Below are 22642 nucleotides of genomic sequence, written 5' to 3'. Positions count from 1 at the left end.
TTCTTCCTGGGTGGGGTCTCCGAGAGAACCCCGCTCACATCTGGCTCCGCCACGCCCTGATCAATGTCATCGGAGCTGTTGCACGCGCATCTCATGCCTGCGCCACACTGGCAACCCCTCGGGTCTTTCGTCCAGGCTAGGAGTGGATGGTTTTCGCAGACCCAGCCCAGACCGCCGCAGATCGGACAATTGGGGTTGATCATGCCGCGAGCAGACGCTTGTAGCGCCGGTAAGCGTCAATGGCGTTGTTCGCAAGCATCAGCGGCCGATGCTCACCAGCCCGCGCCATGTCGTCGATATTTCTGAGAAGGAAGCGGCCCGCGTCGGCTGCGTCTGTGATTTCGCCGGAGCGCTCGAGGAAGTCCCAGGCGATCTGAATCGACTTCTCCACGAGGACTGGCAGCGGCTCGCTCATAAAAGCAAAACAAGCCTCGAGCTCGATAGTTCCTTTTACGAAATACACCGGGCCGGCGGCAGATCCGCCGAAAGGATCGCGCTCATCTTCCTAAGCTGTGACGGTACGTCGGTCAGAGAGCGATCGTCGTGAACGGTGCACAATTGCGTCGCACAACGAGGTTCGGGCTTTCGAAGAAAGCTAACGAATGTAAATTAGTCACAGGCTCACAGGGCGGGACCGGCCACATGCGGCGGACACTGCTGATCAATCCTTTCCATCTGCTCGCCGAAACGCCCGGCCAGCGCGCGGATCCGGCTCAAAGATACACACCGGTGTGCGATCGTTGTGGCTCAGATGACATTGTTTGTCACGCAACGATCCAGTGGAGCAATGAGGCTCAAGACTGGCAATTGACGAGTACTTTCGGGCAGCCGGCGCACTGCAATCGCTGTAAATCGCCGTGCGGCATGGAATGGCTTGCGTTCAGCTAGTCACGTGCGGGCCATCTGCTGCAAGAGAGCTTCTTGCCGGTCCCACTCGACTGGAAGCGACTTGAGCAATTTTGCCAGATCAAGCCCGACGGGTTGTTGGCCGTTGAGAATTGCTTCCGTGAGCGTTGGCGAGAGCAGCGTCAGGCGGAGTACCTGGCAGAGGTAGGATTCGTTGATCTTCTCGGCCTTTGCCAATTCGCGGACTGAAGTAAATAGGTTCGACTCAAGCATGCCCCGCCATCTATGAGCGCGAACGAGCGCCTTGATCATGGTGTTGTCGATGCCCGTGGGAGCAGGGGACCAGGGCGATGAGTCGGCCGGGGTGACCACGCGCTTTCGACCTCCCTGACGGCGTAATGCAATTGGGATACTCACAACAATCGAGCGTCCATCACGGCTCAATTTGGGGCGCCCGGGTGGGCCGATGGTAATGGGAGCTGGGCGGGTCACTCGGCGGCCTGTGGCAAGTTTGAATTTGTAGTGAGTTGGGCTGTTAGTGAAGTGAGGCCGTCAACCCTAAGCGTGATGTCCAGCCTGTCCGCTCCGAGATCGGCGCGCTCAACGAGCAGCTCAACGATGCGAGCCTGCTCTGCCGGGAACAGCTCATTCCATAGCTCGTCAAATCCAGCTAGGGCGTCGCGGACATCGTTCTCAGTGACGTCTTTGCGCTACTTCGAACGCGGAGGCTCGATTGATGGCGCAGTGCCATTTGTTGCGGCTCTTGAGCGGGCCAAGACGGGAACGCTTCCCATTCGGAGGCAGGATCAAGGACGTGGCTGCCGCCTGCCAGCCGGGTGGCGGCCGACGCCACATGAAATGCAATTCGCCTTAGACCGTGGTCTCAGCCACGAGCGTGCGCTGGCTGAAGCCGAAAAATTCACGAACTACTGGATAGCCAAAGTCGGCGCCGGCGCTACGAAGTGCGACTGGAGTGCCACTTGGCGAAATTGGATCATTGCAGCCGCGGAGCGCATCTATGCCCGTCCTTCCTATCTCGCTTCCCAACGTTCGCAAACTGGACCAGATGCCGTCTTGGCCGGAATGGGTCGACTTGCGCGTGCGATCGATGAAAGACGAGTGTCAACGATCGTTGGTGGACGGGAAATACAGGACCCTGCCGACGCTCCCCGTCAACTTGGTCTTGACCCGAGATCAGAGAGAGGTGATTGAGCGTTATGTCTCCGACGTGAACGCCCTCCTTCAGCAGACGCCGGCTCGGCATGAAGATTCGGAGCGGGCTACGCTGGCCAAGATCACAGTGCTGCTCATGGGGCAATTTCGCAATGCACGGCTCACGGCTGTAGAGGCCGAAATAGCCGGGAAGCATTATCTTCTGGCCCTTAGGGACGTGCCGTCATGGGCGGTCGAAATTGCAGTCGATAGCTGGAGCAGCGGCCTCTGCGGTAACGATGAACATGGCGAACCGTACGATTGCGCATGGTGGCCCGTTCCCTTCGTGCTGAAGAAGATTGCTATCAACGTGACCTTCCCCCTGTACAAACAAACCCGAACGCTACACCGGCTTCTTGCGGCAGAGCCGATCGTCGAGTTTAGCGACGAGCACCGCGCCAGCATGAGAGCTAGGGTCGCCGGCCTGTTACCTTCGCCGCGCGCTTAATTCGTTCTTTGAGTTCGTATGCGCTGGTCGGTTAACGGCGGCGGCGCATATTGATCGCCTACCGTGGGATGCAGCCAAAGCAAGCCCGGCCTCGAGCGTGAGGGCGGCTGCCGGTGAGATCGCCGCAAGTAGACGCGACCTGTGTGGCACCATCGCATGCACGGGGTCCGATAGCGACGGGCCTGGCTCCGCCGAGCATGATCGCTGAGGACATGGGAAGCATCTCGGCGCGAGAGCGCTGGGATTGCTCGCCTATGTCCTCCGCAACAAACCTTCACCACCGAACATTCGAGAGCTTCGCCGCTGGTGAAAGATGCGGACGCGACGGTGGCCATAAGGCTGAGGCGTTAGGCTGTTATCGCGGAAGCGGTTGTGCCCTCCTTAACAGGGGGGGTGGGTCAAAAGTCTACGAGTTTTTTCTCGTCGACCGGTCTCCATGATTCACACGCAAAAAGTTCGGAAATAAAAACAAAAAGCCGACCTGGGTGAATGTCTTAGAAGTCTGCCTCCACGGGGACTGGGGCGCCTCGCACTTCTTCGACAACAAATTTCAGCTCGGTCCGCAGATTCCGCAACGCAATCGCACCAAGTGGCTCCTGGCATTGTCATGCAAACGTTTAGTCATCCTTTTGGATGCCAGGGTCCGATCGTTGCGCCAGTTTCGCAACCGGAAGCCGCCAACCGCGCTTAATCGCCATTACGCGAAGCATGAAGCATGAAATCAACGCCGCCACGGTCACTGGAGCGACCGGAAATTCAAATACATGGCCGACGACAACGATAGCTGCCGCCGCCAGTGCCGCAACCGCATAAAAATCTGCGCGCAGGACGGTCGGAATCTCGGCGAGCAGCACATCGCGGACCATACCGCCGCCGATTCCGGTGACCATGCCAAGAACGGTCGCCATTACTGGATTGAGACCAAACGACAGCGCTTTAGACGCGCCTGCGACGGCAAATAGCGCCAGTCCCGCCGCGTCAAACACCAGCACTGAATTCGACATCCGCACAATCAGGGGCGAAAAGTAAAAGGTAACGAGGCCCGCGACCAGCGAGACGCCGAGATAGCGCCAGTCGCCGACGGCTCCGGGAGGCACTGCGCCAATCAGAAGGTCGCGGGTGATGCCACCGGAATTTCCCGCCGCGAAGGACAAGACCATGACGCCAAATAAGTCCAGACCGCTTGGTCCCCGCCAGTGCGCCGCTAAGCGCGAAGACAAAAGTCCCGGTCAGATCAAGCACGATAGGAAGCTTGTCCACGGCGCTAGCTTTCCTCGCCTCATGAGAGAACAAACATGCTTCGACCGGCCAGAACGCCTAGGCTGACAACCAGGCACGGGCCGCGACGACGAGCGCTTCGACGCCGGTTTGTAGCGTCGGGTGGAGAACGGGCGCGAACTTCGGGCTGTGGTTCACTGGAAGCTCGTTGAGCTTGTTCGCTTCCTTGGCTTTCTCGTAGATCTGTGGATCGGTGCCGCCGACAAACCATAAAACCGAAGGCACGTGCCATTGGGACCCAAACGATCCGAAGTCCTCGCTCGCCGGAGCCGGCCCCGTCGCCCGGACACGATCGGCGCCGAAATGTCCCCGGAATGCATCAACCACCCGGTCAGTAGCTCTTTGATGGTTCACGTTCAGAGGGTATTGATCGATCGTCGTGATCTCCGGCGGCCGCGGCGCCCCCGAAGCGGCCGCTTCGGCATTGGCAATCCGCTCGATCGCAGCCAGCACCCGTGCCCGCACGCCAACGTCGAAGGTCCGGACATTGAGCTTGATGATGGCCTCGTCCGGGATGACGTTCTCCTTAGTGCCTGCCTGCAGGACGCCAACGGTCAACACGGCGGCCTCGGCGGCGGCTACTTCGCGCGAGACGATGGTTTGGAGCCTCAGAACGGTCGACGCGGCCATGACGACGGGGTCGATGCTGGCTTGGGGCATGGAGCCGTGGGCTCCCCGGCCGAACAGACGGATCTGCAGGCTATCCGCCGCCGACGTGATCGCGCCGGCACGACCGGCCACTGTGCCAGACGGACCCACCATCACATGCTGGCCCAGGATCACGTCCGGTTTCGGAAAGCGCTTGAACAGACCGGCGTCGATCATGGCCTGTGCACCCTCGCCCGTTTCCTCAGCCGGCTGAAAGACGGCCATAAGCGTGCCACGCCAAGAAGCCTTAGCTTCCGCCATCAGCTTGGCGGCGCCTGCGAGCCAGGTGACGTGCATGTCGTGGCCGCACATATGTGAGACAGGAACCGTCTTGCCCTCTTTGTCCGTCGTCGTGGCTTTGCTGGCATAAGGAAGACCGGTTGCTTCCTGGACGGGCAGGGCGTCCATGTCGGCCCGCAGCATGACCGTTGGGCCATCACCATTCCTAAGCAGGCCGACGACGCCGGTTTTTCCGATCGCTGTCGTCACCTCGTAGCCAGCAGCGCGAAGCCGATCGGCCGCCAGACCCGCCGTGCGCGTCTCCTGCATCGACAGTTCCGGATGCGAATGTACATCCTTGTATAAGTCTGCCAGGTCGGGAAGCATTGCATGGAGGTTGCGCAATGCCGGGTCTGAAGCGAGCGACTGAGCTTGAGCCATGCCTAAACCTTTCGGGTTTAAGTGCACGAGTTTGTCCCCATTTCGGGCCTCCGCAACTGGTTTCTTTGCCATCAAGCGAAGTTGACGGCCGGGGCACGTATTCGTTTCTGGTGGAAAATCGCCGCGCGCCGTCGTGGAGGTGCAGTTGCGAACTTATCTGGCTCAAGTCGACGTTGGCATGTCACTTGTTGGGCTTGCGGCAGACATTTCCTGACGCCCAGCTGGTCTGTCTTGATCCGTCATTCGCATGTATCGCCATTGTGAGGGGAGGGGGGTGGTCAAATCCTCTGGCACTCTCGGTGGCGGACCGGTCCCACTCTCATTCAGGGATTTTTTTCATCGTAGCAGGATTTTGTCCCCGCGCTCATTTGCAGGACAAGCTGCTCTAGCGAAATTGATCGATATCTGAAGCGCTTATGACAGCGGCGTGAGGCGATGGCCTGGCCCGAAACTTGTTGGCGAGCATTTGTTTTCGAGCGCCATTCGGTGGGCCGATCGTAACCAAGCCCGGAGAGTTGGCCCTATCCAGAAGATAGGGGCAGCAGCAACATTGAGATGATCACGCGCGTTTCAGAGAAGCCCCTCGTACCTCAACGACTCCTGATCGTTGGACTGTCTACCGCGGGGGCTAGAATCTACTAGTAGGGTTATTCGGTACGTCTCCCACATTGCAAGATGAACTGGGTGCCGCGGACTGCGGATAGGGTCAGCAGTCGCAAACAAAATCATCGTTTAGAACGATGACTATCGTCGAAGCTTAACGTACCTCCGACCTCGCTCGGGGCGGAAGAATGGTTTGCCTGCGCCGTGGACTGGATTCTAGGGAACTTCGCGATATAGATGAGCGTTAAGCCAAGTTTTGAAATCACCTTACAAGAGATTCATAATTGAGTGCTTTGACACAACAAGCTGGGTCGGACGTACATCAGTTAATCAATCGATTGCAAGCGCGCGACGCGGAGCTAGCGCTGATCCATCGGATCGCTGGCGTTGGCGGAGTTGAGGTCGACTTGAGGGACGGCTTCCGTAATCGCAGGTCACCCGAGTATTTGAAGATTCATGGTCTGCCGCCAACGGCGGCCAACGAAACTCATGAGGATTGGGTGGCACGCATCCATCCGGATGATCGAATGCGCGCAGAAAGACAGTTTCTCGATGCCTTAGCCGGGGCCACTCTCGACTACTCGGCTGAGTATCGCATCATTCGGCCGAGCGATGGTCAGACGCGCTGGGTTCGGGTCGCGGCTCAGATCGACCGTGATACCAACGGTAGGCCGATTCGCTTGATCGGCGCCCATTTCGACGTGACGGATGGCAAATTCGCCGAACAAGCTCTGCGTGAAAGCGAGGAGCGTTTTCGAACCATTGCGAACAGCGCGCCGATCCCAATGTGGGTCACCAAGCTTGACGGCACACGCTCCTTCGTAAACCAGGCATATGCGGAATTCTTTGAACTGGACTATGAGGAGGCTCTGAAATTTGATTGGCGCGCCCGGGTGCACCCGGACGATGCTGCGAGCATCCTGGAGGCAGAGCAGCTGCGAAGCCTTGTGCCGCTGAATTCTGACTCGCCCGACAACCTATTCGCAATCGAGACGCGAATCCTGCGTGCGGATAGAGATTGGAGATGGATCAAGGCTGTGTCTCAGGCCCGCTTCGATGAACGCGGACAGCACGTGGGCTTCATCGGTGTGGCGCATGACATTACAGTGGCCAAGCAAGCTGAGATCGAGCTTCGTACGTCTGAGGAGCGCTTCCGACTCATGGTTGAAGGCGCGCCCGTGATGATCTGGATGAGCGATTCGGATGGGAGATGCGTCCATCTCAATCGGATGCTGCGCGAATTCTGGGGCGTTTCGGAGCAAGAAGTCTAACGGTTTGATTGGAGCAATACATTGCATCCTGAGGACCGTGCTAGCGTGTTGAGCAGGGTCTCATCCGCTCTGAAGGAACGGAGTGGCTTCGAGCTGAAAGCCCGTTACCTCGCTGCAGATGGCCGTTACCGTGTGCTGGATACCAGCGCTCATCCGCGGCTTTCGGCTTCAGGCGAATTTGTTGGCCTGATTGGAGCGAATGTCGACGTTACAGCACGCGATGAAGCCGAGAGAGCCCGCGAACTGCTGGTGGACGAACTCAATCACCGCGTTAAGAACACGCTCTCAATCGTTCAGGCCGTCGCGCGTCAGACATTCAGGAACAATGCCGATCCGGTCGGAGCTAGGCACGCGTTTGAGGGGCGCCTGATTGCGCTTGGCCATGCTCACGATCTGCTGACAAGAACAAACTGGGAGAGCGCTTCGCTCAAGGATCTGGCCGATGTGACGCTCGATGTTAGAGGAGTAAATGCAGATCGGATATCGCTCACTGGGCCAGCGATTCTGCTCACGCCAAAACAAGCCGTCTCGATTGCGATGGCATTGCACGAGCTTTGCACGAATGCGATGAAATATGGAGCTCTCTCCAGGAATGAGGGGCGCGTGCAACTTGACTGGCACAGGGACGATGGTGCGCGGTCCGAGCTCCGCATGATCTGGCGTGAACGTCACGGACCGCCGGTCTCTTTGCCGACGCGCCGCGGCTTTGGCTCTACGTTACTTGAGCGCACGCTGGCCCATGACCTTGGCGGAGATGTGAGCGTTAGATTTGAGCCGGCGGGGCTGCTTTGCCAAATCGCGCTCCCACTCGAAGGCATAGTTGCCCGCTAGGGCGCCTCGGCAGGGTCGAAGGCCCGACAGCATTTGGCTAAGTCGGGGGACGCTTGTCTTGTCCAACCGCGGCCTTGCGCTTGTTGCCGTGCCAAGGCCCCTTCCTCGGCCAACGGCCGACTTCTTCCATAACATCTCATTCGCGAACCCCATCTTTGTTTCTTACACTGCCGGAACGCGAATATGCTCGCGTGCTGTCCTGGTGCGATCCCAATAACCTAGACGGCGCTGCCAGCGGCATCGGCGATGATCGTGGAGTTGGCTTATCGAACTCAGCTGCCTGGACTTCGGCGAACGAATTCGGTGATATACGCGAAGTTGACGACGTCGTTCGCGCCTTGGTTAGATCATTGATGAAATAATCTATTGACTAGCATTGCTAATATTGAAGTTATCCGCGCCACCGCCACCCCAGGCATAGTCAACCCCGCCGGTGATCTGGTCGGCCCCGCTGCTCATCAAGAAGAGGACGCTGCCGCCGCCGGTCACCGTATCGGCGCCGTTGAGCCATGTTCAGCCGCATATCGGTATTGATCGGCGTGGAAAGCGCTTTCGGCTTGCGCAACAGCTTGCCTCTTTTCAGCACCGCACCGGTGTTCTACGGAACCGAATTGGTCGGGCGGTGTTTCTGTAGGTTACGTCCTAACCCGCGGGGTCAGGGATAGGATAGGCATGGACACCTCAAACCGCTTCGAAGCCGCACAGACCAGCGACGACCGCTACCGGCTCCTGGTGGAAGCGATCACTGATTATGCGATCTACATGTTGGATCGCGACGGTCGCGTGACCAGTTGGAACCCCGGCGCGAGGCGCTTCAAGGGCTATGAGGCGGATGAGATCATCGGCCGTCATTTCTCGACCTTTTACACCGACGCTGAGCGAGCGCAGAACGTCCCAGCTCTGGCGCTGGCGGAGGCCGAGAGCACTGGCCGCTTCGAGCGCGAAGGCTGGCGCGTCCGGAAGGACGGAACGCAGTTCTGGGCTCATGTTGTCATCGACGCGATCCGCTCGCCTGAGGGGGACCTTGTCGGCTTCGCCAAGATCACCCGCGACTTGACCGAACGAAGGGCTGCCGAGACGAAACTGCGCGAAAGCGAAGAACAGTTCAGATTGCTTGTTCAAAGCGTCACCGACTACGCCATCTTCATGCTGGATGCCGGCGGCCACGTGGCGAGCTGGAACGCGGGTGCGCAGCACATCAAAGGCTATGCCCCGGAAGAGATCATTGGTCGGCACTTTTCCCACTTCTACACGGAAGCCGACCGTGTTGCTGGGCTTCCGGGTATAGGCCTGGAGACAGCAACCCGAAACGGGCGCTGGGAACACGAAGGTCAACGAGTCCGAAAGGATGGCACTGTGTTCTGGGCGCACGTCGTGATCGACGCCATCCGGGACGACACGGGCGAGCTCCTTGGCTTTGCCAAGGTTACACGAGACGTCACCGAACGCCGCGAGGCGGAAGCGACGCTGCGGGCCGCGCAAGCGAGCATGATCCGTTCGCAGAAGCTGGAGGCGATCGGGCAACTCACCGGCGGCGTTGCACACGACTTTAATAATTTGCTTCAAGTCATCAGTGGAAACCTGCAACTGCTGAGCAAGGATATCGCCGGCAATGCTAGGGCTGAGATGCGGGTCCAAAGCGCCCTCGCGGGTGTCGCCCGTGGTTCGAAACTGGCCTCTCAATTGCTAGCTTTCGCGAGGCGACAGCCACTGGAGCCGAGAGTCGTGAACGCCGGCCGTCTCATCAAGAACATGGACGAGATGCTTCGTCGCGCCATCGGTGGGGAAATCGAAGTCGAGACGGTGGTCGCGGGTGGACTGTGGAATAGCCTCGTCGATCCAGATCAACTGGAAAATGCGGTCTTGAACCTCGCGATCAACGCTCGCGACGCCATGAATGGCGAAGGGCGGCTTACGATCGAGGCAAGCAATGCCTTCCTCGACGACGAATATGTCCGCCAGCATGACGAATTGTCCGCGGGGCAATACGTGATGATCGCGGTAACCGATACTGGCGTCGGCATTCCGCCGGATATTCTGGAACGTGTCTATGAACCATTCTTCACAACCAAGACGGAGGACAAGGGCACGGGCCTCGGCCTCGCTATGGTCTACGGCTTCGTCAAGCAGTCCGGCGGACACGTCAAAATCTACAGCGAGGTCGGTGCCGGGACTACGGTCAAACTATACTTCCCGCGAGCGGTAGCGAGCGAAGACACTGTAATCGGGGCTCCGGCCGGTGAGGTTCGAGGCGGAGAGGAAACCGTCCTCGTGGTTGAAGATGACGATGAGGTGCGCGAGGTTGCGGTCTCGATGCTCACCGAGCTCGGCTACCGCGTGGTTAAGGCGCGAGATGCGGCAAGCGCACTCGTCGTCATCGATAGCGGCATTCCGATAGACTTGGTATTCACCGACGTCATGATGCCCGGCAGCGTGCGTAGCCCAGACTTAGCGCGAAAGGCCAAGGATCGATTGCCCAATGTCGCCGTACTATTCACATCCGGCTACACGCAGAACGCAATCGTGCACGGCGGACGGCTCGATCCCGGGGTGGAGCTCCTGGCCAAGCCCTACACGCGCGAGGCACTCGCGCGGAAAATCAGACACGTATTGGCGAATCAAGCTCTAAGGCGCGTGGCTCAAGGGTCACAGCACTCGGCCAATGCAAAGACTATTAAGGATGCGACCGTGTTGCTCGTCGAGGACGACCCGCTCATCCGCCTAACGACGAAGGAGATGCTGAGCGACATCGGATGCGAGGTAGAAGAGGCCAGCACGGCACAGGAGGCCCTGAAGATCCTTGATGCGCAACCTGTGGACATTTTGCTCACGGACGTCGGCCTTCCTGGAGTCTCGGGGCTGCAGCTCGCAAGGGACGTCCAGGCGCGTCGGCCCGATCTACGCTTGGTTCTCGCGACAGGTGACAGCGGAGTAAAAGCTGAAGCCGCACGACTGGGCGCGCTATTAATCGTGAAGCCTTACACCCCAGAGTCCCTCCGCCAGGGGCTAGAAAATGCGATGAAGAAACGTCGCTGACTAGTTGGACTTGCTTGATGGCTGACCGCCCGATGTAAATAAGTGGATAACAGATATCTTTCCGAGGGGAGCAATAAGGCGGCGTCGCGTGAGCCGCAGCTCAATTAAGAGCCGACTCCGTAAAGGAGGCTATTCACCGATTGAAGGCCGGCCGAGCCCATGACGTGCGGACGGAATCGCGAATGCCTTAATGTTTAATTACGCCGGAGATCGCGGCAGACGCGCCCTCAAAATCATAGCGTTGTTGGAATTCCTGATTGTCTACCCACAGCCTCACTGCAACGAGCGCGAGGGTACCGCTAGATTGAGTTTGGGTGCGCGACTGTCTATGAACCTCTGACTACTCAGGAAGAGCGTTGCGACAAACAATAGAGCAAATGAAGCCGTGGTGATCTGCGAAGACATTTGATGACCTCTATGCAGTCCCGATGGCCGCGAGCGTCAAGCACATATAAACCGCCGTGATAGCCAGACCGAATATTCGTGCTTCCTTGCGGCCATCCATCTCTTCAGCTCCATTGGTTGTCCCCGAATGAACCCGGTGAGCGACGCGCGGTTCCAATCAAATCGGGAACAAGTGGCAATTTTGGCTGTGAGTTCAAAGAGGCTTAACGGCCTCATGCTTTGGAAGACGACCCAATGAAGTTGAAGAAGCCATTGCCGCTCCAGTCATTACTGCGTTCGCTGCGCCGTGATTTGCTACTGAAGCATTCTATGTTGTTCAGGACACCAAGAACAAAAATGTGGCATCACCTCTTTTGAATCGGGCTCGGGCAGAATCTCGCGTCTTGCGTCAACCACCGGCGACCGACGCTAACCCTAATGTTGCGGATGATTGCGACGGTCGGCTATCGATCGCTCACGACCAGGACCAGACTCCAAGCCGTCATAAGGCCCGGCATCTGGATGTAGGTGACGACGAGCGCCACGTCCTCATGGGCTCCCAGCCGTATCGCGCGATGCGCGTTCAGGGTTTCGAATTACGTCCAAAGCCGGATCGCTCCGGAACAACGACCGCATCCATTCGGATCAGGTATTCGTCCTCACCGATCGAGAACCAACTCTTGGCCAGGTTTGGCAATGCCGCCATTCCAGCCGTTATCTCGCCAGAAAGTCCCGAATCGGTAATAACTTATGCTGATAGCCCGCCAGGCGCTGTCCCTGCCGTCCGCCGCCTCGCGGCATTTGTCGTCAATGTTCAGCCAGTCGCACTCAGACCCTCAGGCATAAGGAGCTGCAAGTATTCAAAAGCGGCCTCTTTTGAGGTAAAATGTCCGAACGCAGCCATCTCTCGTCTTTAACTGCAGCCGTCGTAGAGAGAGGCGATGGCGCGAGCGAGGGCGGATGTTGGACGATCGTTTGGATGAGCCTAGTCGGGTCGCGCTTGCCGCGTTGGTTGACGCCATCCCACAACTTGCGTGGATCGCAGACGCCTCCGGCGACAGGTATTGGTACAATCGTCGCTGGTACGAGTACACGGGCACTGATTTCGAACAGATGCGAGGCTCGGGTTGGCAGAAGGTTCATCACCCCGACCATGTGGATCGCGTCGTCGCGAAGATGAAAGCGTCATTCGCAACCGGAACGCCGTGGGAAGACACATTTCCATTGCGGGGTAGGGATGGCACCTATCGATGGTTTCTTGTGCAAGCGCTCCCGTTTCGTGATGCTGCGGGCCAGATAGTTCGTTGGTACGGAACGAACACGGATATTACCGAGCGCAGAGAGATCGAAAGCGCGCTTCGTGATAGCGAAGAGCAGCTGAGATTACTTGCCTCGATAGTCCACTCAAGCGACGACATCATCGTAAGCAAAACTTTGGATGGCATCATCTCGAGCTGGAATGAGGGTGCCGAACGCGTGTTCGGTTACATGGCGGCGGAGGCAATCGGACAGCCCATTACAATCGTCATTCCCGAAACCCGCCATGCTGAGGAACGGGAAATACTATCGAAGGTACGGCGCGGAGAACGCATCGAACATTTCGAGACAATTCGTCAGCGTAAAGACGGTACTCAGATTGTGGTCTCCTTGACCATTTCTCCAATCAAGAACAAATCGGGCGTTATCATTGGCGCTTCTAAGATCGCTCGCGATATTACCGAGCAGAAACGAATACAGGAGCGAATTTCCGTACTTGCTCGGGAGGCCGAGCACCGAAGCAAGAATGTGCTCGCCAATGTGAGCGCTATGGTCAATCTGTCGCGGGCCGATTCTGTCGATGAACTAAAACAGTCGGTGCAGGGACGCATCCAGGCTCTCGCGAACGTTCATTCGCTTTTTGCAGCGAGTCGCTGGACCGGAGCGGAACTGACGCTGATCCTCAAACAGGAGATGGCCCCCTATTCATTTGGCGTGAATGATCGCGTTCGCACGAACGGACCTCAAGTATTGCTTGAACCGGACCTGGCGCAAGCGATTGCCATTGTCGTCCATGAATTGGTGACGAACGCTTCTAAATACGGTGCCCTATCCACAAGCCACGGCTGTCTTGACGTGACGTGGTACGATTCCGACCGGAAGTTGCAGCTTGTCTGGGCTGAGAGCAATGGTCCGAAAGTGGAGGCGCCGAGCCATACAGGCTTTGGCAGCAAAATCATTCAGGTAATGGCTGTCGAGCGAAAGGGAGCCGTGACTTTTGATTGGCGTCCCGAGGGTGTGGTATGCCGGATTAGTTTTCCGCTTTGATCGTATGTCGGCGACGACCTGCTCCTCGAAGTGCGCTCACGGATCCTTGGAGCTCAATGTGAAGCGCAGCGGCGAGCGTTCTGCGATCACCTAGCCGGTAAAGCTGAGCAGGCGCTGTAATGTCACGCGCACGAATATCCCGATCAGGCAAACGCTGCCTCGCGTTCAGGGGGAGCATGATTGCACGTCTGCTGCTCGTTTGGCGTGGAGCGTTCTTCGGTGATGACGACAAAGCTCGACAGTTGCGCGGGTCCAAAGGCCGTCGATATAGCAACGTCCGCAGCATCGCGGCCTCGCGCAATCACAATACGACCGATGCGCGGATGATTGTGTCGAGCATCGAAGGTGTACCATCGGCCGTCAAGATAGGCTTCAAACCAAGCACTGAAGTCCATTGGGGCAGGATCTTTTGGCACACCAATGTCGCCGAGATAACCTGTGCAATAACGAGCGGGAATGTTCAGGCATCGACAAAGTGTGATGGCTAGATGAGCAAAATCCCGGCATACGCCTCGTTGTTCGTCATGTCCCTCGGCGGCTGTTCGATCGCATCGCGCATGGTGATAGCCGAACTCGAGTCGGTTATGGACATAGTCGCAGACGGCCTGTACTCGTTGCCAGCCGCCGATGATGGTGCCGAACCTAGACCAAGCAAAATCGCTGAGCTTTTGCATATCGCAGTAGCGGCTACCGAGCAGGTAGATTAACGCGTCGTCCGGCACACTTGATCAATCTCGACCTGCCGGGCATCAGGGGCGATTTCATCAGGTCGGCCGCTATCCGAAATGATGAAGCGATTGTGTATCTCAATCAGGCCGGCCGGCGCGGTCAAGCGCGTGCATATATTGCCGAACGAATCGCGATAATCGCGATGCGCGACATCGGGAGAAAAGCTGACTTTATGTTTGGTCAACAAGTCGGCGTGCCGCGACGGATGAACGGTAAGCATGAGGACCATGGGCACGTCTTGAAGGCAGTTGAAGGCTATATCGTAACCGGCTTCGATTTCCATCGTCTTGCCTCGTTGCGTTGGTGTGCAATAAGTTGGATCAACGCAGCGGGTTCCAAATCCAATGTGCTGAAAAGACAGGCAAACATCCCGCCGCGCGGGAGGGGACAGAGAACCAGCTTTCCGTGTAGCTCTTATTCGGTTTCCATAACATCGGATGTGCCGAGCTCGCGTTCTATCAGGCTGCCATGCCGCCGCTGGCGTCGCCGGCGCGCGCAGACAGCTCGCGAAGAACGGCGGCCGAGAGTTGGACATTGCATCTTCCACGCGCGCCACCCAGGGGCTCGGTGACGATCAATTGCTGCCGTGTCGGCACCAGCGGGACGCGAAGACCGCTTGCCTCCGCGACCTGCCGCGTCCATGCGCCGGCCGCATCGACAACGACAGGGCTTTCAATGACGCCGTTCGGCGTGGTCACGCGGATCACCGCGCCGCCGACGATGTTCACGGCACGTACGTCGGTCTTTGGTAGCAAGATTGCGCCGCGGGCCGCGGCGGCCTTGGCGAAGCCAATGGCAACCTGCGCCGGGTCGAAGTATCTGTCGTCACCTATCCTCATCGCCGCTTCAACGCCTGTCGGCTTCAAGAATGGATTGAGCCGATTGGCCTCCTCTGGAGAGACCAACTCGACATCAAGGCCCATGCGGCGACCTCGCTCAAGGTCGCCCTTGATAACCTGCGCGTCTTGCGGGCGACGTGCGATTCTGAGGCTGCCCGAGTGCACCCAATCTAGAGGCTGCCCGGTTTCTTCCGTGAACGTTTCGATCTTCCGACACGCGTCCTTGATGAGGCCGATCATTAAGTCGCCTTTGCGAACGCAGCTCACCATGCCTGCCGCGCGGGGTGACGTTCGCGATCCGATCTCATGCTTATCGATCAGAGCGACGCTGAGACCTTTGCGTTTGCTTAGGTAGTAGGCAGTCGCCGCGCCCAATGCGCCAGAACCAATAATAATCGCGTCGGCCTTGCTAATCATGGTGCAAAGCCCTCGACATACAATGGCGATGACCAAGATTAACACGCGGCGGGGGCCATGACCACTACGCTGTCCTAGGGCCGCGTGACCTTGTTCGCCAACCGCTCTGCAAGTCCGACGGGATGTCTTTTGCGGCTGATCGCCGATTCATGCAGCTTCCTAGTCAATTGCTGTTCGTAGCGGATCGCGGCCTGGCTCGGCTTTCTGATATCGAGAGCCTGGTCTGCCGCCCCCGATGCTCTGGTTCTTGTTGATGATGTTGGTAGGGCGAGACCAGACCGCGCCCCAGGAAATACTTCTTTCACGTTCGACACGAAACGATCACGCGCGACCATGAGGGGAAGAGCTGGCAGACCGACTTGCTGCTTGGAACGAGGCAACGTTCATGGCGGGTCGGATGCTGCAAGACGTTGACGGCAAACTTAAGCCGGGCCGCGATTGGGAAATGGAAGTCACCGACGAATTTTCCCGGCCGCTTTTCCGCTTGGTGATTTCCGCTCAACAGCCCTCCATGGCAGGAGGACGAGGGAGGAGCGCGATTGAGCCCCGCTTCCAAGCTCGCATCCGGTCGTCTGCGAAAAGGGATGGCCGGCGCCGATGAACGGAGATGAGGAGGCGAGACCGTAGCCGCGCCATGAGGCGGCGGTGAACCTGATCCGACGTTTGATTCCTATCAAATTGATAGTCCCACAAACGTTCGCCGCGGTGAGCGGGCCAGGCAGCTCGCTGACGGTCACGCATAAAGCTTCGGGAAGGTTCTCCTCGCATCAAACGCCCGAGCGGTTGGCCACCTCAGAGCGGACCTATTGAAGTTCTAGCTCGAAGATTTGGGGAACCTATAGCTTACATGAAACTTACATTTCCGTTCCGCAGGAACCTAGCTGGGAGGGGAATGCATGGGTCAGGTACGCCGTCGCGTCAAGCAAACCAACTCACTTGAAGAGCGCCTTTTCGAGCGAGCCAAGGAACTACGCGACCAAGCCGCAATGCTGGCCCCAGGGATCGAGAAGGAAGCGCTGTTGAAGCTGGCGCGGCAAGCTGAGGCTGGTGCAAGCATGACCGAATGGCTGCGCGGTCCCAGACTACGGTCTACGATATGAAACGATCCGCGGAGCCCAGCAACGCGCTAAAAATCGCGGCTGGAGTGTCTGTTTTGCTCACCCTATTGCTCCTGGGTTTTTTCTTTATCGCGTTTTAGCGTAAGGGCGGCTCGATTGGTGGCGCTTCCACTCTCCCCAAGCTGCTGGCGGGGGCTGCTTTCCATTCGACCCCGGAGTTCTCCGGATACATCCATAAAAAACTCTTTAAAGCCGCGCTGCGATCCTGGTTATCGATGGATCAAGACCCGCCACGGGAACGGCTCGTGCCCTTGTTGAGGCGCGGTTACGTTCGACTGGCGGGTTGGATGGTACGCGACAACAGAACGGTGGAGGCAAGCCGATTGCCGGAGCCGACGCGGACCGAAGCGCCAGCTAGAATCGTCACGACATCCGGAGCCGCCCAGACCTTAAAGGAGCGTGATTTGATGAAGGGCTTGTTGCTCGCTTTCGGCATCCTTTTGGCACTTTACGTCGCCGACCAGCATTTCAACCACGGTCAGTACACCGACGCCGTCCAGCGTATGGCGGCTCAGATGAGACATTCGTTCGGACCGTAAGGCCGTGCCAGCATAGCGCCATGCAATGTTCGTTACAGGCCGGCGCCGACGTCGATCCCGTATCGCGCAAGGGCGATCGACAGCACCAAACCGAAAAGGCTGAATAGAGTGACCACCGCAAGGCTCGACATCGGCCGGTGCGTGGCCCGGAGATCCGTTACGGGCTTCGAAAGAGCAACCACCTGAAATTCTCCCCAAATCGAATGCGGAGAGGTTAGTAGTTAAATATTACCAGCGGATTGCGCCGATTGTTTCAATTGCGCTTCGCCGAAACGCAGCCGCCCCGCTTAAGCGGATCGCGCTCGGCATGAAACGCCTGCATCTTCGCAGCAAACCTGCGGCCGCCTCCGGTCGGATCTATTTTCGCGTGATCGGCAGCACCGCAAGATAGGTCCGAGGTACCGGATTGGCGAGAGCGCCGCCGCGCACGACATCACGCCCGACGGCGTAGTTTTCGGCGCAAAACGCGCCTTGTACTGAGCGCCAACATCAATGACCTGTGCGATGATCCCGCGTGCCTGTTTCGGGATAATTGCTGGCTCCGCACGCGTAGCTCACTCCGCAGTGTCGGCCGTTGTCAGCGCGCGACGCGTTGGTGACGGACACTCCGCCTTCGCCTTGCGTAGAGCCGCGGTGGTCGCGGACAACAGCCACTTGTGGCGCAGCGAAAGAATGGGTGCTCATGCCTCCGCCGTGACCGCCTGCGAAAGCCGACGATCCCGAGAAAAGTGCGATAGTGGCACCAACCGCAGCAATATACCTGTTCATCTGATCGCTCCCTGCTGACCGGATCATTCCGGCGATGGGAGACCTTATGTCCAAGCCTTGATGCACGATGTGACCGACGTCACGTTGACGTTGACCTTAGCTCGCGCCGGTTTGGCGAGTTCCAGATAAACCAATTGTGCATTGTTCTGGGAGGGGAAATTTGTGGAAAGTCTGTACACGCGGCGGCATGCTACAACGCTTGCGGAACTACAGCACCAGCGCCCGGTAGGGGCGCTGGTGTTTTTTTATGAGGATCGGTGCTGTCCTGAAGGGAGCGCGATTGATCTCCGGAGCCGGTGGCTTCCTGCTGACCTTTAGTCGGTCCAAGTACGGTCTCCACACCGCTCGCATTCAAACGTATGAATGACAACTCCGCTCTCGGATTCCATGATTGTTCGGACAAGGGTGAGCCTAGCGCTGCAAAAGCGGCAGTCATGATGCGATCGGTCCGGAACAGTGGCGATCTTCTCAGCTCGAAATAGGTCCACGCCAACCGAGCCATTGGTTTTTGAAATGAAGTCGCGATACGTTACAATCGTCTCGCAAATGCTCGATCAGCATCGGCCGCCCCCACAGAAAAGGCATTCGAACCCCTAACGGGTTCAAGTGGGAGAACACTGCGAAAGTTACAGCGATTCCAACCCCCCGCGGTGTTGCGCGATACCCACTGTGGACAACAATACAATATGGCCACATCCGATTCGGTCGCGATTGCGGAGGCCCTTCGCCTCCCTAGAGGGTCTCGATCGGTCTTCAGGTGATCACGACCAGGGCACAACGCTGCCCGCTTAAAATACACACGGGCAGTGTTGGCTCTAGCCCCAGGATTAAAGTGCAAAATCCTGACGAGTAGAGAACTGCGTTAGCGTGCAAACGTTTCTTACCTAGGGAGGGGTACCCCCGTGGCCGTGCCCTCATTAGGGGCCCGGGATGTTTTGCTTCGCTTGGCCGCGGGCGAAGATCTTCAGCATATCGTTGGGCAATGGACGCTGAATCCCTTCGCCTCATCCTACGGAACGCGCATCCAGACATTGCGCTCCTCGTCGGTCGTCAAGATCACGGGCATAGACATAGGTGGATGAACTCGACCATCGCATTCGGCGCGGTGGTGAGAAATCCGTAGACGAGGTGGGCTGGTATCGGCTTCGACTTGGTCCAACGATCGCCATTAAACTCGGTCCAGATGCCGGCGAAGGCCGTCAGCGGCCGATCATCAGCGAGGGCGAACCAAACGACATCCTTTTTCTTCGTCTCGGGGGCGGTTCCGGGGCGTATTCGGCGAAATTGACGGATAAATGGCTTATCGAAACTCATGGTCAGAAACTGAGCTGATCCGTCATCGCGTGTTGATCAAACTCCGCTCCAATGCGGGCAAAAGCGGAATGACAAAGAGCACGTTCGTTTTCTGTCTGCGCATTGAGAGCTTGCCGGCCTTGATGTGCTGGCGCCCCACTCGAACAACGTCGGCGGCGGCAGCAGGCAGCGGTTTCTTTTAAGGCTGAAACAGGGGGCCCAATTCCCCTATCCGATTAGAGGCGGCTCGTCCTGAATGGACGGGTCACTTCTGCGCACGAGAGCGTTGCCGGAGTTCTGGCGGTCGTGACAGTGCGCAAGCTAGGAGTTGGCTTTATGGCTTTGAGCTTGGTGAAGGTGCCGGCGGCTGAGGCGCCGGCGCCGGTTGATCCAGAGAGGTGATTGGCTGATCTGCGGAATGCGTTCCCGGCATTCGCGAGTTTTTCAGCGGCTTCCTCTCGAGCTGAACGTTACACCCATGAAAGAGCGATCAAAGACATCGGATGCAGCGAGGCTCACTCACAGTTCTATTGAGCGGTCGGCGTCCGCCCTGGATGCGTCCGTCGAGTTGGCTATTGGTCGACGACATGCTCAGATCGAGCCAGTGGCGGATCGATCGCGAGCCCACTCGCAATCTTGAGGAACAATGTTTTCGATGCTGCATCGCGCCGGCATGACATGTCCGAAATGCACCGGCCTGATGAAGGTTGGCCTCGACACTCAGTTCGTCTGCGAGCCCTGTCGCGAATATGTGTTCGTATTTGTCGTCACGTTACGGTTTCACACCGGTCGCGACCGTGCTCAAGGAGTTCGGGTCTGGTCGCGGAGGCCCAACCGGGAACGCGCGTTAAGAATACTCGGTCACTGTGCGTCATGATGGTCGAGCGGAAGCCCGCAGCGGACGATGGTCTTGCCTTGCTCGCGGCATAGCTGCAGGTCTCCATCGAGCGCACGCGCGCGTTCGTGCATACCGGTCAGGCCTCTGCCGAACGTCAGGTCTTGTGGCAGGCCAATGCCGTCGTCGGAGATCTCTATCTCGATCTGATCTTCGTTGACCGTCGCCGTGACGTCCATTTCTGTCGCGTTGGCATGCCGGAGCACGTTTGTCACACCCTCCTGGATCACGCGATAGGTAGTTTGCGCGAGCAGGCCGTCGAGGTCATTCAAGCGATGATCGATCCGGGATGTCACTTGGAGATTGGGGGCCTGGGATTGCGCATTGCGCAGCAGTGCTTGCACGCTGGCAGCCAATCCCAGTTCCGCAATGTAGACCGGGCTCAGGCCCTCCAGCACACGCCGGTTCGCCTGCTGCAGGGCCTCCGTCGCGGCGAGAATGCCGTGCGCTGGCGAACCTGGCTCGGGAGGACCTTCGGCCTCTGGGTCGGACAGCGCCGTCGCGTTGGCGCGGATCGCGAACAGAAGCGGGCCCAGCTCGTCATGCAGCTCCCGTGCCAGTTCGCGGCGCTCGTCGTCCTGGACTGCGACCAGTTTGCGCAGCAGATCTCGGTTGTCGCGGCTGAGGCGCTTCAGCGTCGCGGCGAGCTCGTTTGCCTCCGCGCAACTCTTGCGGATCTCGGGTGGGCCCGCCAGCGGGATCGCGGCATCGTAAACGCCGTTGCGCATCCGGGTCAGTCCTGCACCGAGCTGCTCCAGGGGACGAAGCGCCGAGCCTGTCGTGAAATAGGCGCTGAGCCCGGCGAGTAGCATCAACGCTGCGCTCGAGCCGGCTATGGCCAGGAAGCCCACCCATTTTTCCAGGATCTCGGCCGACAGGTCCGGTCTAAAGACGATATCACCGACATGCGCCGTTCGGATTGCGACCGGATGGCTTGAGCCGAGCTCGGGAATCTGCAGCAGGGCGGTAAACCAGGCGGGAACGCTGCCACGGTAAGTGTCCGAGGCCGCGCCCTGCCAGTCGGCACCCGACGGCACGAACGCTATCGCGGCAGGCGCGCGGAGGGAGGTTGCGAACGCATTGAGCGTCTGTTGCGGATTGTCCGCGGCCGCAAGCGCAGCATTCAGCGCCTCGGCTACGCGCTGTGCAGAGCGGGCGCCTTGGGCATTCTCATCCTCGAACTGCTCAGGCGAGAAGGTCTGCAGTGCAAGGCCGCCGAGGAGCAGTGCGCCGACAACCATTGCGGCCATGGGCAACAACAGCCGTGCGCGAAGCGAGCGGCGGTTCCACAGTCGGTTCAAAATTCTTGGCACTGCGGGCTCCGTTCGGCGATTCTTCTCTTTTAATTTCCGCGCGAAGTTCTATTTTGGCTGAGGAGGAAGCGTGCACGATACGGCCAAATCAGCCACGAGGATATTGATCGTCGACGACCATCCCGTGGTGGTGTCGGGCTGCCGATCCCTGTTCGCCTCAGACAAGACGGTGAAGATCGACGAGGCCGCGGACGCTAAAGCCGGTCATCGAGCTTTCCTGCAGAAGCGGCCAGATGTGACCGTTATCGATATTAAGCTCCCCGACGTTTCCGGGTTCGAGCTGCTCCGTAAGATTCGCAAGGAAGATCCGGACGCCCTCGTCATCATGTTCAGCATGAATGACGATCCCGCATTCGTCGTGCGGGCTGTGGAGATGGGTGCGCAAGGCTATCTGTCGAAGAGCGACGATCCTCGCCTGTTCGTGAAGGCGGTGCGCAAGGTCGCGGCCGGGGAGCGGTTCGTTTCGCCACATCTCGCCGAGGCGATTGCTTTCGGCGGTGCCGCGATCAAGGCAAACCCGGCCTCGCAGATGTCGGCGCGAGAACTGGAAATCCTTCGGTTGCTTGGTCGTGGCGACAAGATCGTCGACGTCGCATCGGAGCTGGGCATCTCCTATAAGACCGTTGCCAACACCACATCTCTGCTCAAGCAGAAGCTCGGCGCGAAGAGCCATTCCGACCTGGTGCGGATCGCCGTCGAAATGGAACTTAGCTGACCCTGCCGCGAATTGAGCTGGCCGCGTCAATGGGAGGGCCAGTCCTTCATTGGAATACGGGTTGCATTCTCGGGGCAATGGAAGCGACGAATGCACCTTCCAGCAGCTTTGATTTGAAAGGCTCCGGACGGCTCACCACCGGGGCAATGACCAGCCTTGCCATTCCCCTAGCCCATCCGAATCGCGGTAGCTCGCAACGCGCTGACCGCGCTGGGCAAACCGTGGGCTTCTGTCGCGCTGCGCGTGCCGGGTCGGCCTTGCATGTCGCGCGATTTGCTCAGGTGCCTTAGGCGGGTCGGCTTCTGCGACAGCCGCGGGCCGCGGTGCGGGAGCTTGGGCAGTGACGGGAGCCGAGGGCGCGGGTGAGGCGGAGACGAGCGGTGCGCTTGTATCCATCCGTATCGCCTCCGGCCATTTGTGCCGCGAGTGAATGCGGATCGTTGCGCGGTCGATGTCGTTGAGGGCAACGGCAGCTGGTGGTGCCGGAAAGTACCA

The 22642-nt window shown here is 58.6% G+C and carries 15 protein-coding genes and 3 pseudogenes; 9 read left to right on the top strand and 9 right to left on the bottom strand.

Going from position 1 to position 22642, the window contains the following annotated elements; translation table 11 throughout:
• Positions 1-199: 199 nt before the first annotated feature.
• The gene (locus ACVINW_RS00550; protein ID WP_456749508.1) at positions 200-415 is read right to left on the bottom strand and encodes a hypothetical protein; all 216 of its coding nucleotides are present in this window, start codon (positions 413-415) and stop codon (positions 200-202) included.
• Positions 416-888: 473 nt separating this feature from the next.
• The gene (locus ACVINW_RS00545) at positions 889-1158 is read right to left on the bottom strand and encodes a hypothetical protein (protein WP_456749507.1); all 270 of its coding nucleotides are present in this window, start codon (positions 1156-1158) and stop codon (positions 889-891) included.
• A gap of 706 nt (positions 1159-1864) precedes the next feature.
• Between ACVINW_RS00545 and ACVINW_RS00540 the strand changes: the two genes are divergently transcribed.
• Complete coding sequence (locus ACVINW_RS00540) at positions 1865-2506, top strand: hypothetical protein (protein ID WP_456749506.1); 642 nt, start codon at positions 1865-1867, stop codon at positions 2504-2506.
• A 617-nt stretch (positions 2507-3123) separates the two neighbouring features.
• On the opposite strand, the gene ACVINW_RS00535 is transcribed toward ACVINW_RS00540, so the two are convergent.
• Complete coding sequence (locus tag ACVINW_RS00535) at positions 3124-3666, bottom strand: trimeric intracellular cation channel family protein (protein WP_456749505.1); 543 nt, start codon at positions 3664-3666, stop codon at positions 3124-3126.
• A gap of 157 nt (positions 3667-3823) precedes the next feature.
• Complete coding sequence (locus tag ACVINW_RS00530; protein ID WP_456749504.1) at positions 3824-5092, bottom strand: M20 family metallopeptidase; 1269 nt, start codon at positions 5090-5092, stop codon at positions 3824-3826.
• An 887-nt stretch (positions 5093-5979) separates the two neighbouring features.
• On the opposite strand from ACVINW_RS00530, the pseudogene ACVINW_RS00525 reads away from it, so the two are divergent.
• From ACVINW_RS00525 to ACVINW_RS00510, 4 genes and pseudogenes are all read left to right on the top strand, one after another.
• A pseudogene (locus tag ACVINW_RS00525) lies at positions 5980-7191 on the top strand (PAS domain-containing protein); the annotation flags it as partial.
• A 24-nt stretch (positions 7192-7215) separates the two neighbouring features.
• Entirely contained in the window at positions 7216-7797 is a 582-nt protein-coding gene (locus ACVINW_RS00520; protein WP_456756261.1) for a sensor histidine kinase, read from the top strand.
• A 672-nt stretch (positions 7798-8469) separates the two neighbouring features.
• Positions 8470-10833, top strand: coding sequence for a PAS domain S-box protein (locus ACVINW_RS00515; protein WP_456749503.1), 2364 nt, complete (start codon positions 8470-8472; stop codon positions 10831-10833).
• A 1344-nt stretch (positions 10834-12177) separates the two neighbouring features.
• The gene (locus tag ACVINW_RS00510; protein WP_456749502.1) at positions 12178-13521 is read left to right on the top strand and encodes a sensor histidine kinase; all 1344 of its coding nucleotides are present in this window, start codon (positions 12178-12180) and stop codon (positions 13519-13521) included.
• Between the two features lie 143 nt (positions 13522-13664).
• On the opposite strand, the pseudogene ACVINW_RS00505 reads toward ACVINW_RS00510, so the two are convergent.
• Together ACVINW_RS00505 and ACVINW_RS00500 are read right to left on the bottom strand one after the other, a co-directional pair.
• Positions 13665-14533, bottom strand: a pseudogene (locus ACVINW_RS00505) (transglutaminase-like domain-containing protein).
• Positions 14534-14708: 175 nt separating this feature from the next.
• Positions 14709-15506, bottom strand: a complete 798-nt coding sequence (locus ACVINW_RS00500; RefSeq protein ID WP_456749501.1) for an NAD(P)/FAD-dependent oxidoreductase — start codon at positions 15504-15506, stop codon at positions 14709-14711.
• A 385-nt stretch (positions 15507-15891) separates the two neighbouring features.
• On the opposite strand from ACVINW_RS00500, the gene ACVINW_RS00495 reads away from it, so the two are divergent.
• The 3 genes from ACVINW_RS00495 (at position 15892) to ACVINW_RS00485 (ending at position 17163) form a co-directional block, all read left to right on the top strand.
• Positions 15892-16107, top strand: a complete 216-nt coding sequence (locus tag ACVINW_RS00495) for a DUF6894 family protein (protein WP_456749500.1) — start codon at positions 15892-15894, stop codon at positions 16105-16107.
• A 295-nt stretch (positions 16108-16402) separates the two neighbouring features.
• Positions 16403-16606: a hypothetical protein gene (locus tag ACVINW_RS00490; protein WP_456749499.1), complete on the top strand. Its 204-nt coding sequence runs from the start codon at positions 16403-16405 to the stop codon at positions 16604-16606.
• A gap of 305 nt (positions 16607-16911) precedes the next feature.
• Entirely contained in the window at positions 16912-17163 is a 252-nt protein-coding gene (locus ACVINW_RS00485; RefSeq protein WP_456749498.1) for a hypothetical protein, read from the top strand.
• A gap of 32 nt (positions 17164-17195) precedes the next feature.
• On the opposite strand, the gene ACVINW_RS00480 is transcribed toward ACVINW_RS00485, so the two are convergent.
• From ACVINW_RS00480 to ACVINW_RS00470, 3 genes and pseudogenes are all read right to left on the bottom strand, one after another.
• Positions 17196-17345, bottom strand: coding sequence for a hypothetical protein (locus tag ACVINW_RS00480; RefSeq protein ID WP_456749497.1), 150 nt, complete (start codon positions 17343-17345; stop codon positions 17196-17198).
• A 1503-nt stretch (positions 17346-18848) separates the two neighbouring features.
• A pseudogene (locus ACVINW_RS00475) lies at positions 18849-19217 on the bottom strand (SOS response-associated peptidase family protein); the annotation flags it as partial.
• Positions 19218-20085: 868 nt separating this feature from the next.
• On the bottom strand, positions 20086-21369 hold the full coding sequence (locus ACVINW_RS00470) for an ATP-binding protein (protein ID WP_456706834.1): 1284 nt from the start codon (positions 21367-21369) through the stop codon (positions 20086-20088).
• Between the two features lie 133 nt (positions 21370-21502).
• On the opposite strand from ACVINW_RS00470, the gene ACVINW_RS00465 reads away from it, so the two are divergent.
• A complete protein-coding gene (locus ACVINW_RS00465) occupies positions 21503-22147 on the top strand; it encodes a response regulator transcription factor (RefSeq protein WP_456749496.1) in 645 nt (214 codons plus the stop codon).
• Positions 22148-22642 lie beyond the last annotated feature (495 nt).

Source organism: Bradyrhizobium sp. USDA 4461, assembly GCF_054055655.1.
The sequence above is the reverse complement of the archived record's forward strand: the minus strand, read 5'-3'. Positions and strand labels throughout refer to the sequence as shown.

What these genes read in the sequence shown, in the direction of transcription:
- ACVINW_RS00515 (WP_456749503.1), top strand. Translation starts at nt 8,470, where the DNA reads ATGGACACCTCAAACCGCTTCGAAGCCGCACAGACCAGCGACGACCGC.
- ACVINW_RS00510 (WP_456749502.1), top strand. Translation starts at nt 12,178, where the DNA reads ATGTTGGACGATCGTTTGGATGAGCCTAGTCGGGTCGCGCTTGCCGCG.
- ACVINW_RS00485 (WP_456749498.1), top strand. Translation starts at nt 16,912, where the DNA reads ATGGTACGCGACAACAGAACGGTGGAGGCAAGCCGATTGCCGGAGCCG.
- ACVINW_RS00495 (WP_456749500.1), top strand. Translation starts at nt 15,892, where the DNA reads ATGGCGGGTCGGATGCTGCAAGACGTTGACGGCAAACTTAAGCCGGGC.
- ACVINW_RS00530 (WP_456749504.1), bottom strand. Translation starts at nt 5,092, where the DNA reads ATGGCTCAAGCTCAGTCGCTCGCTTCAGACCCGGCATTGCGCAACCTC.
- ACVINW_RS00490 (WP_456749499.1), top strand. Translation starts at nt 16,403, where the DNA reads ATGGGTCAGGTACGCCGTCGCGTCAAGCAAACCAACTCACTTGAAGAG.
- ACVINW_RS00535 (WP_456749505.1), bottom strand. Translation starts at nt 3,666, where the DNA reads ATGGTCTTGTCCTTCGCGGCGGGAAATTCCGGTGGCATCACCCGCGAC.
- ACVINW_RS00550 (WP_456749508.1), bottom strand. Translation starts at nt 415, where the DNA reads ATGAGCGAGCCGCTGCCAGTCCTCGTGGAGAAGTCGATTCAGATCGCC.
- ACVINW_RS00470 (WP_456706834.1), bottom strand. Translation starts at nt 21,369, where the DNA reads ATGGCCGCAATGGTTGTCGGCGCACTGCTCCTCGGCGGCCTTGCACTG.
- ACVINW_RS00500 (WP_456749501.1), bottom strand. Translation starts at nt 15,506, where the DNA reads ATGATTAGCAAGGCCGACGCGATTATTATTGGTTCTGGCGCATTGGGC.
- ACVINW_RS00545 (WP_456749507.1), bottom strand. Translation starts at nt 1,158, where the DNA reads ATGATCAAGGCGCTCGTTCGCGCTCATAGATGGCGGGGCATGCTTGAG.
- ACVINW_RS00540 (WP_456749506.1), top strand. Translation starts at nt 1,865, where the DNA reads ATGCCCGTCCTTCCTATCTCGCTTCCCAACGTTCGCAAACTGGACCAG.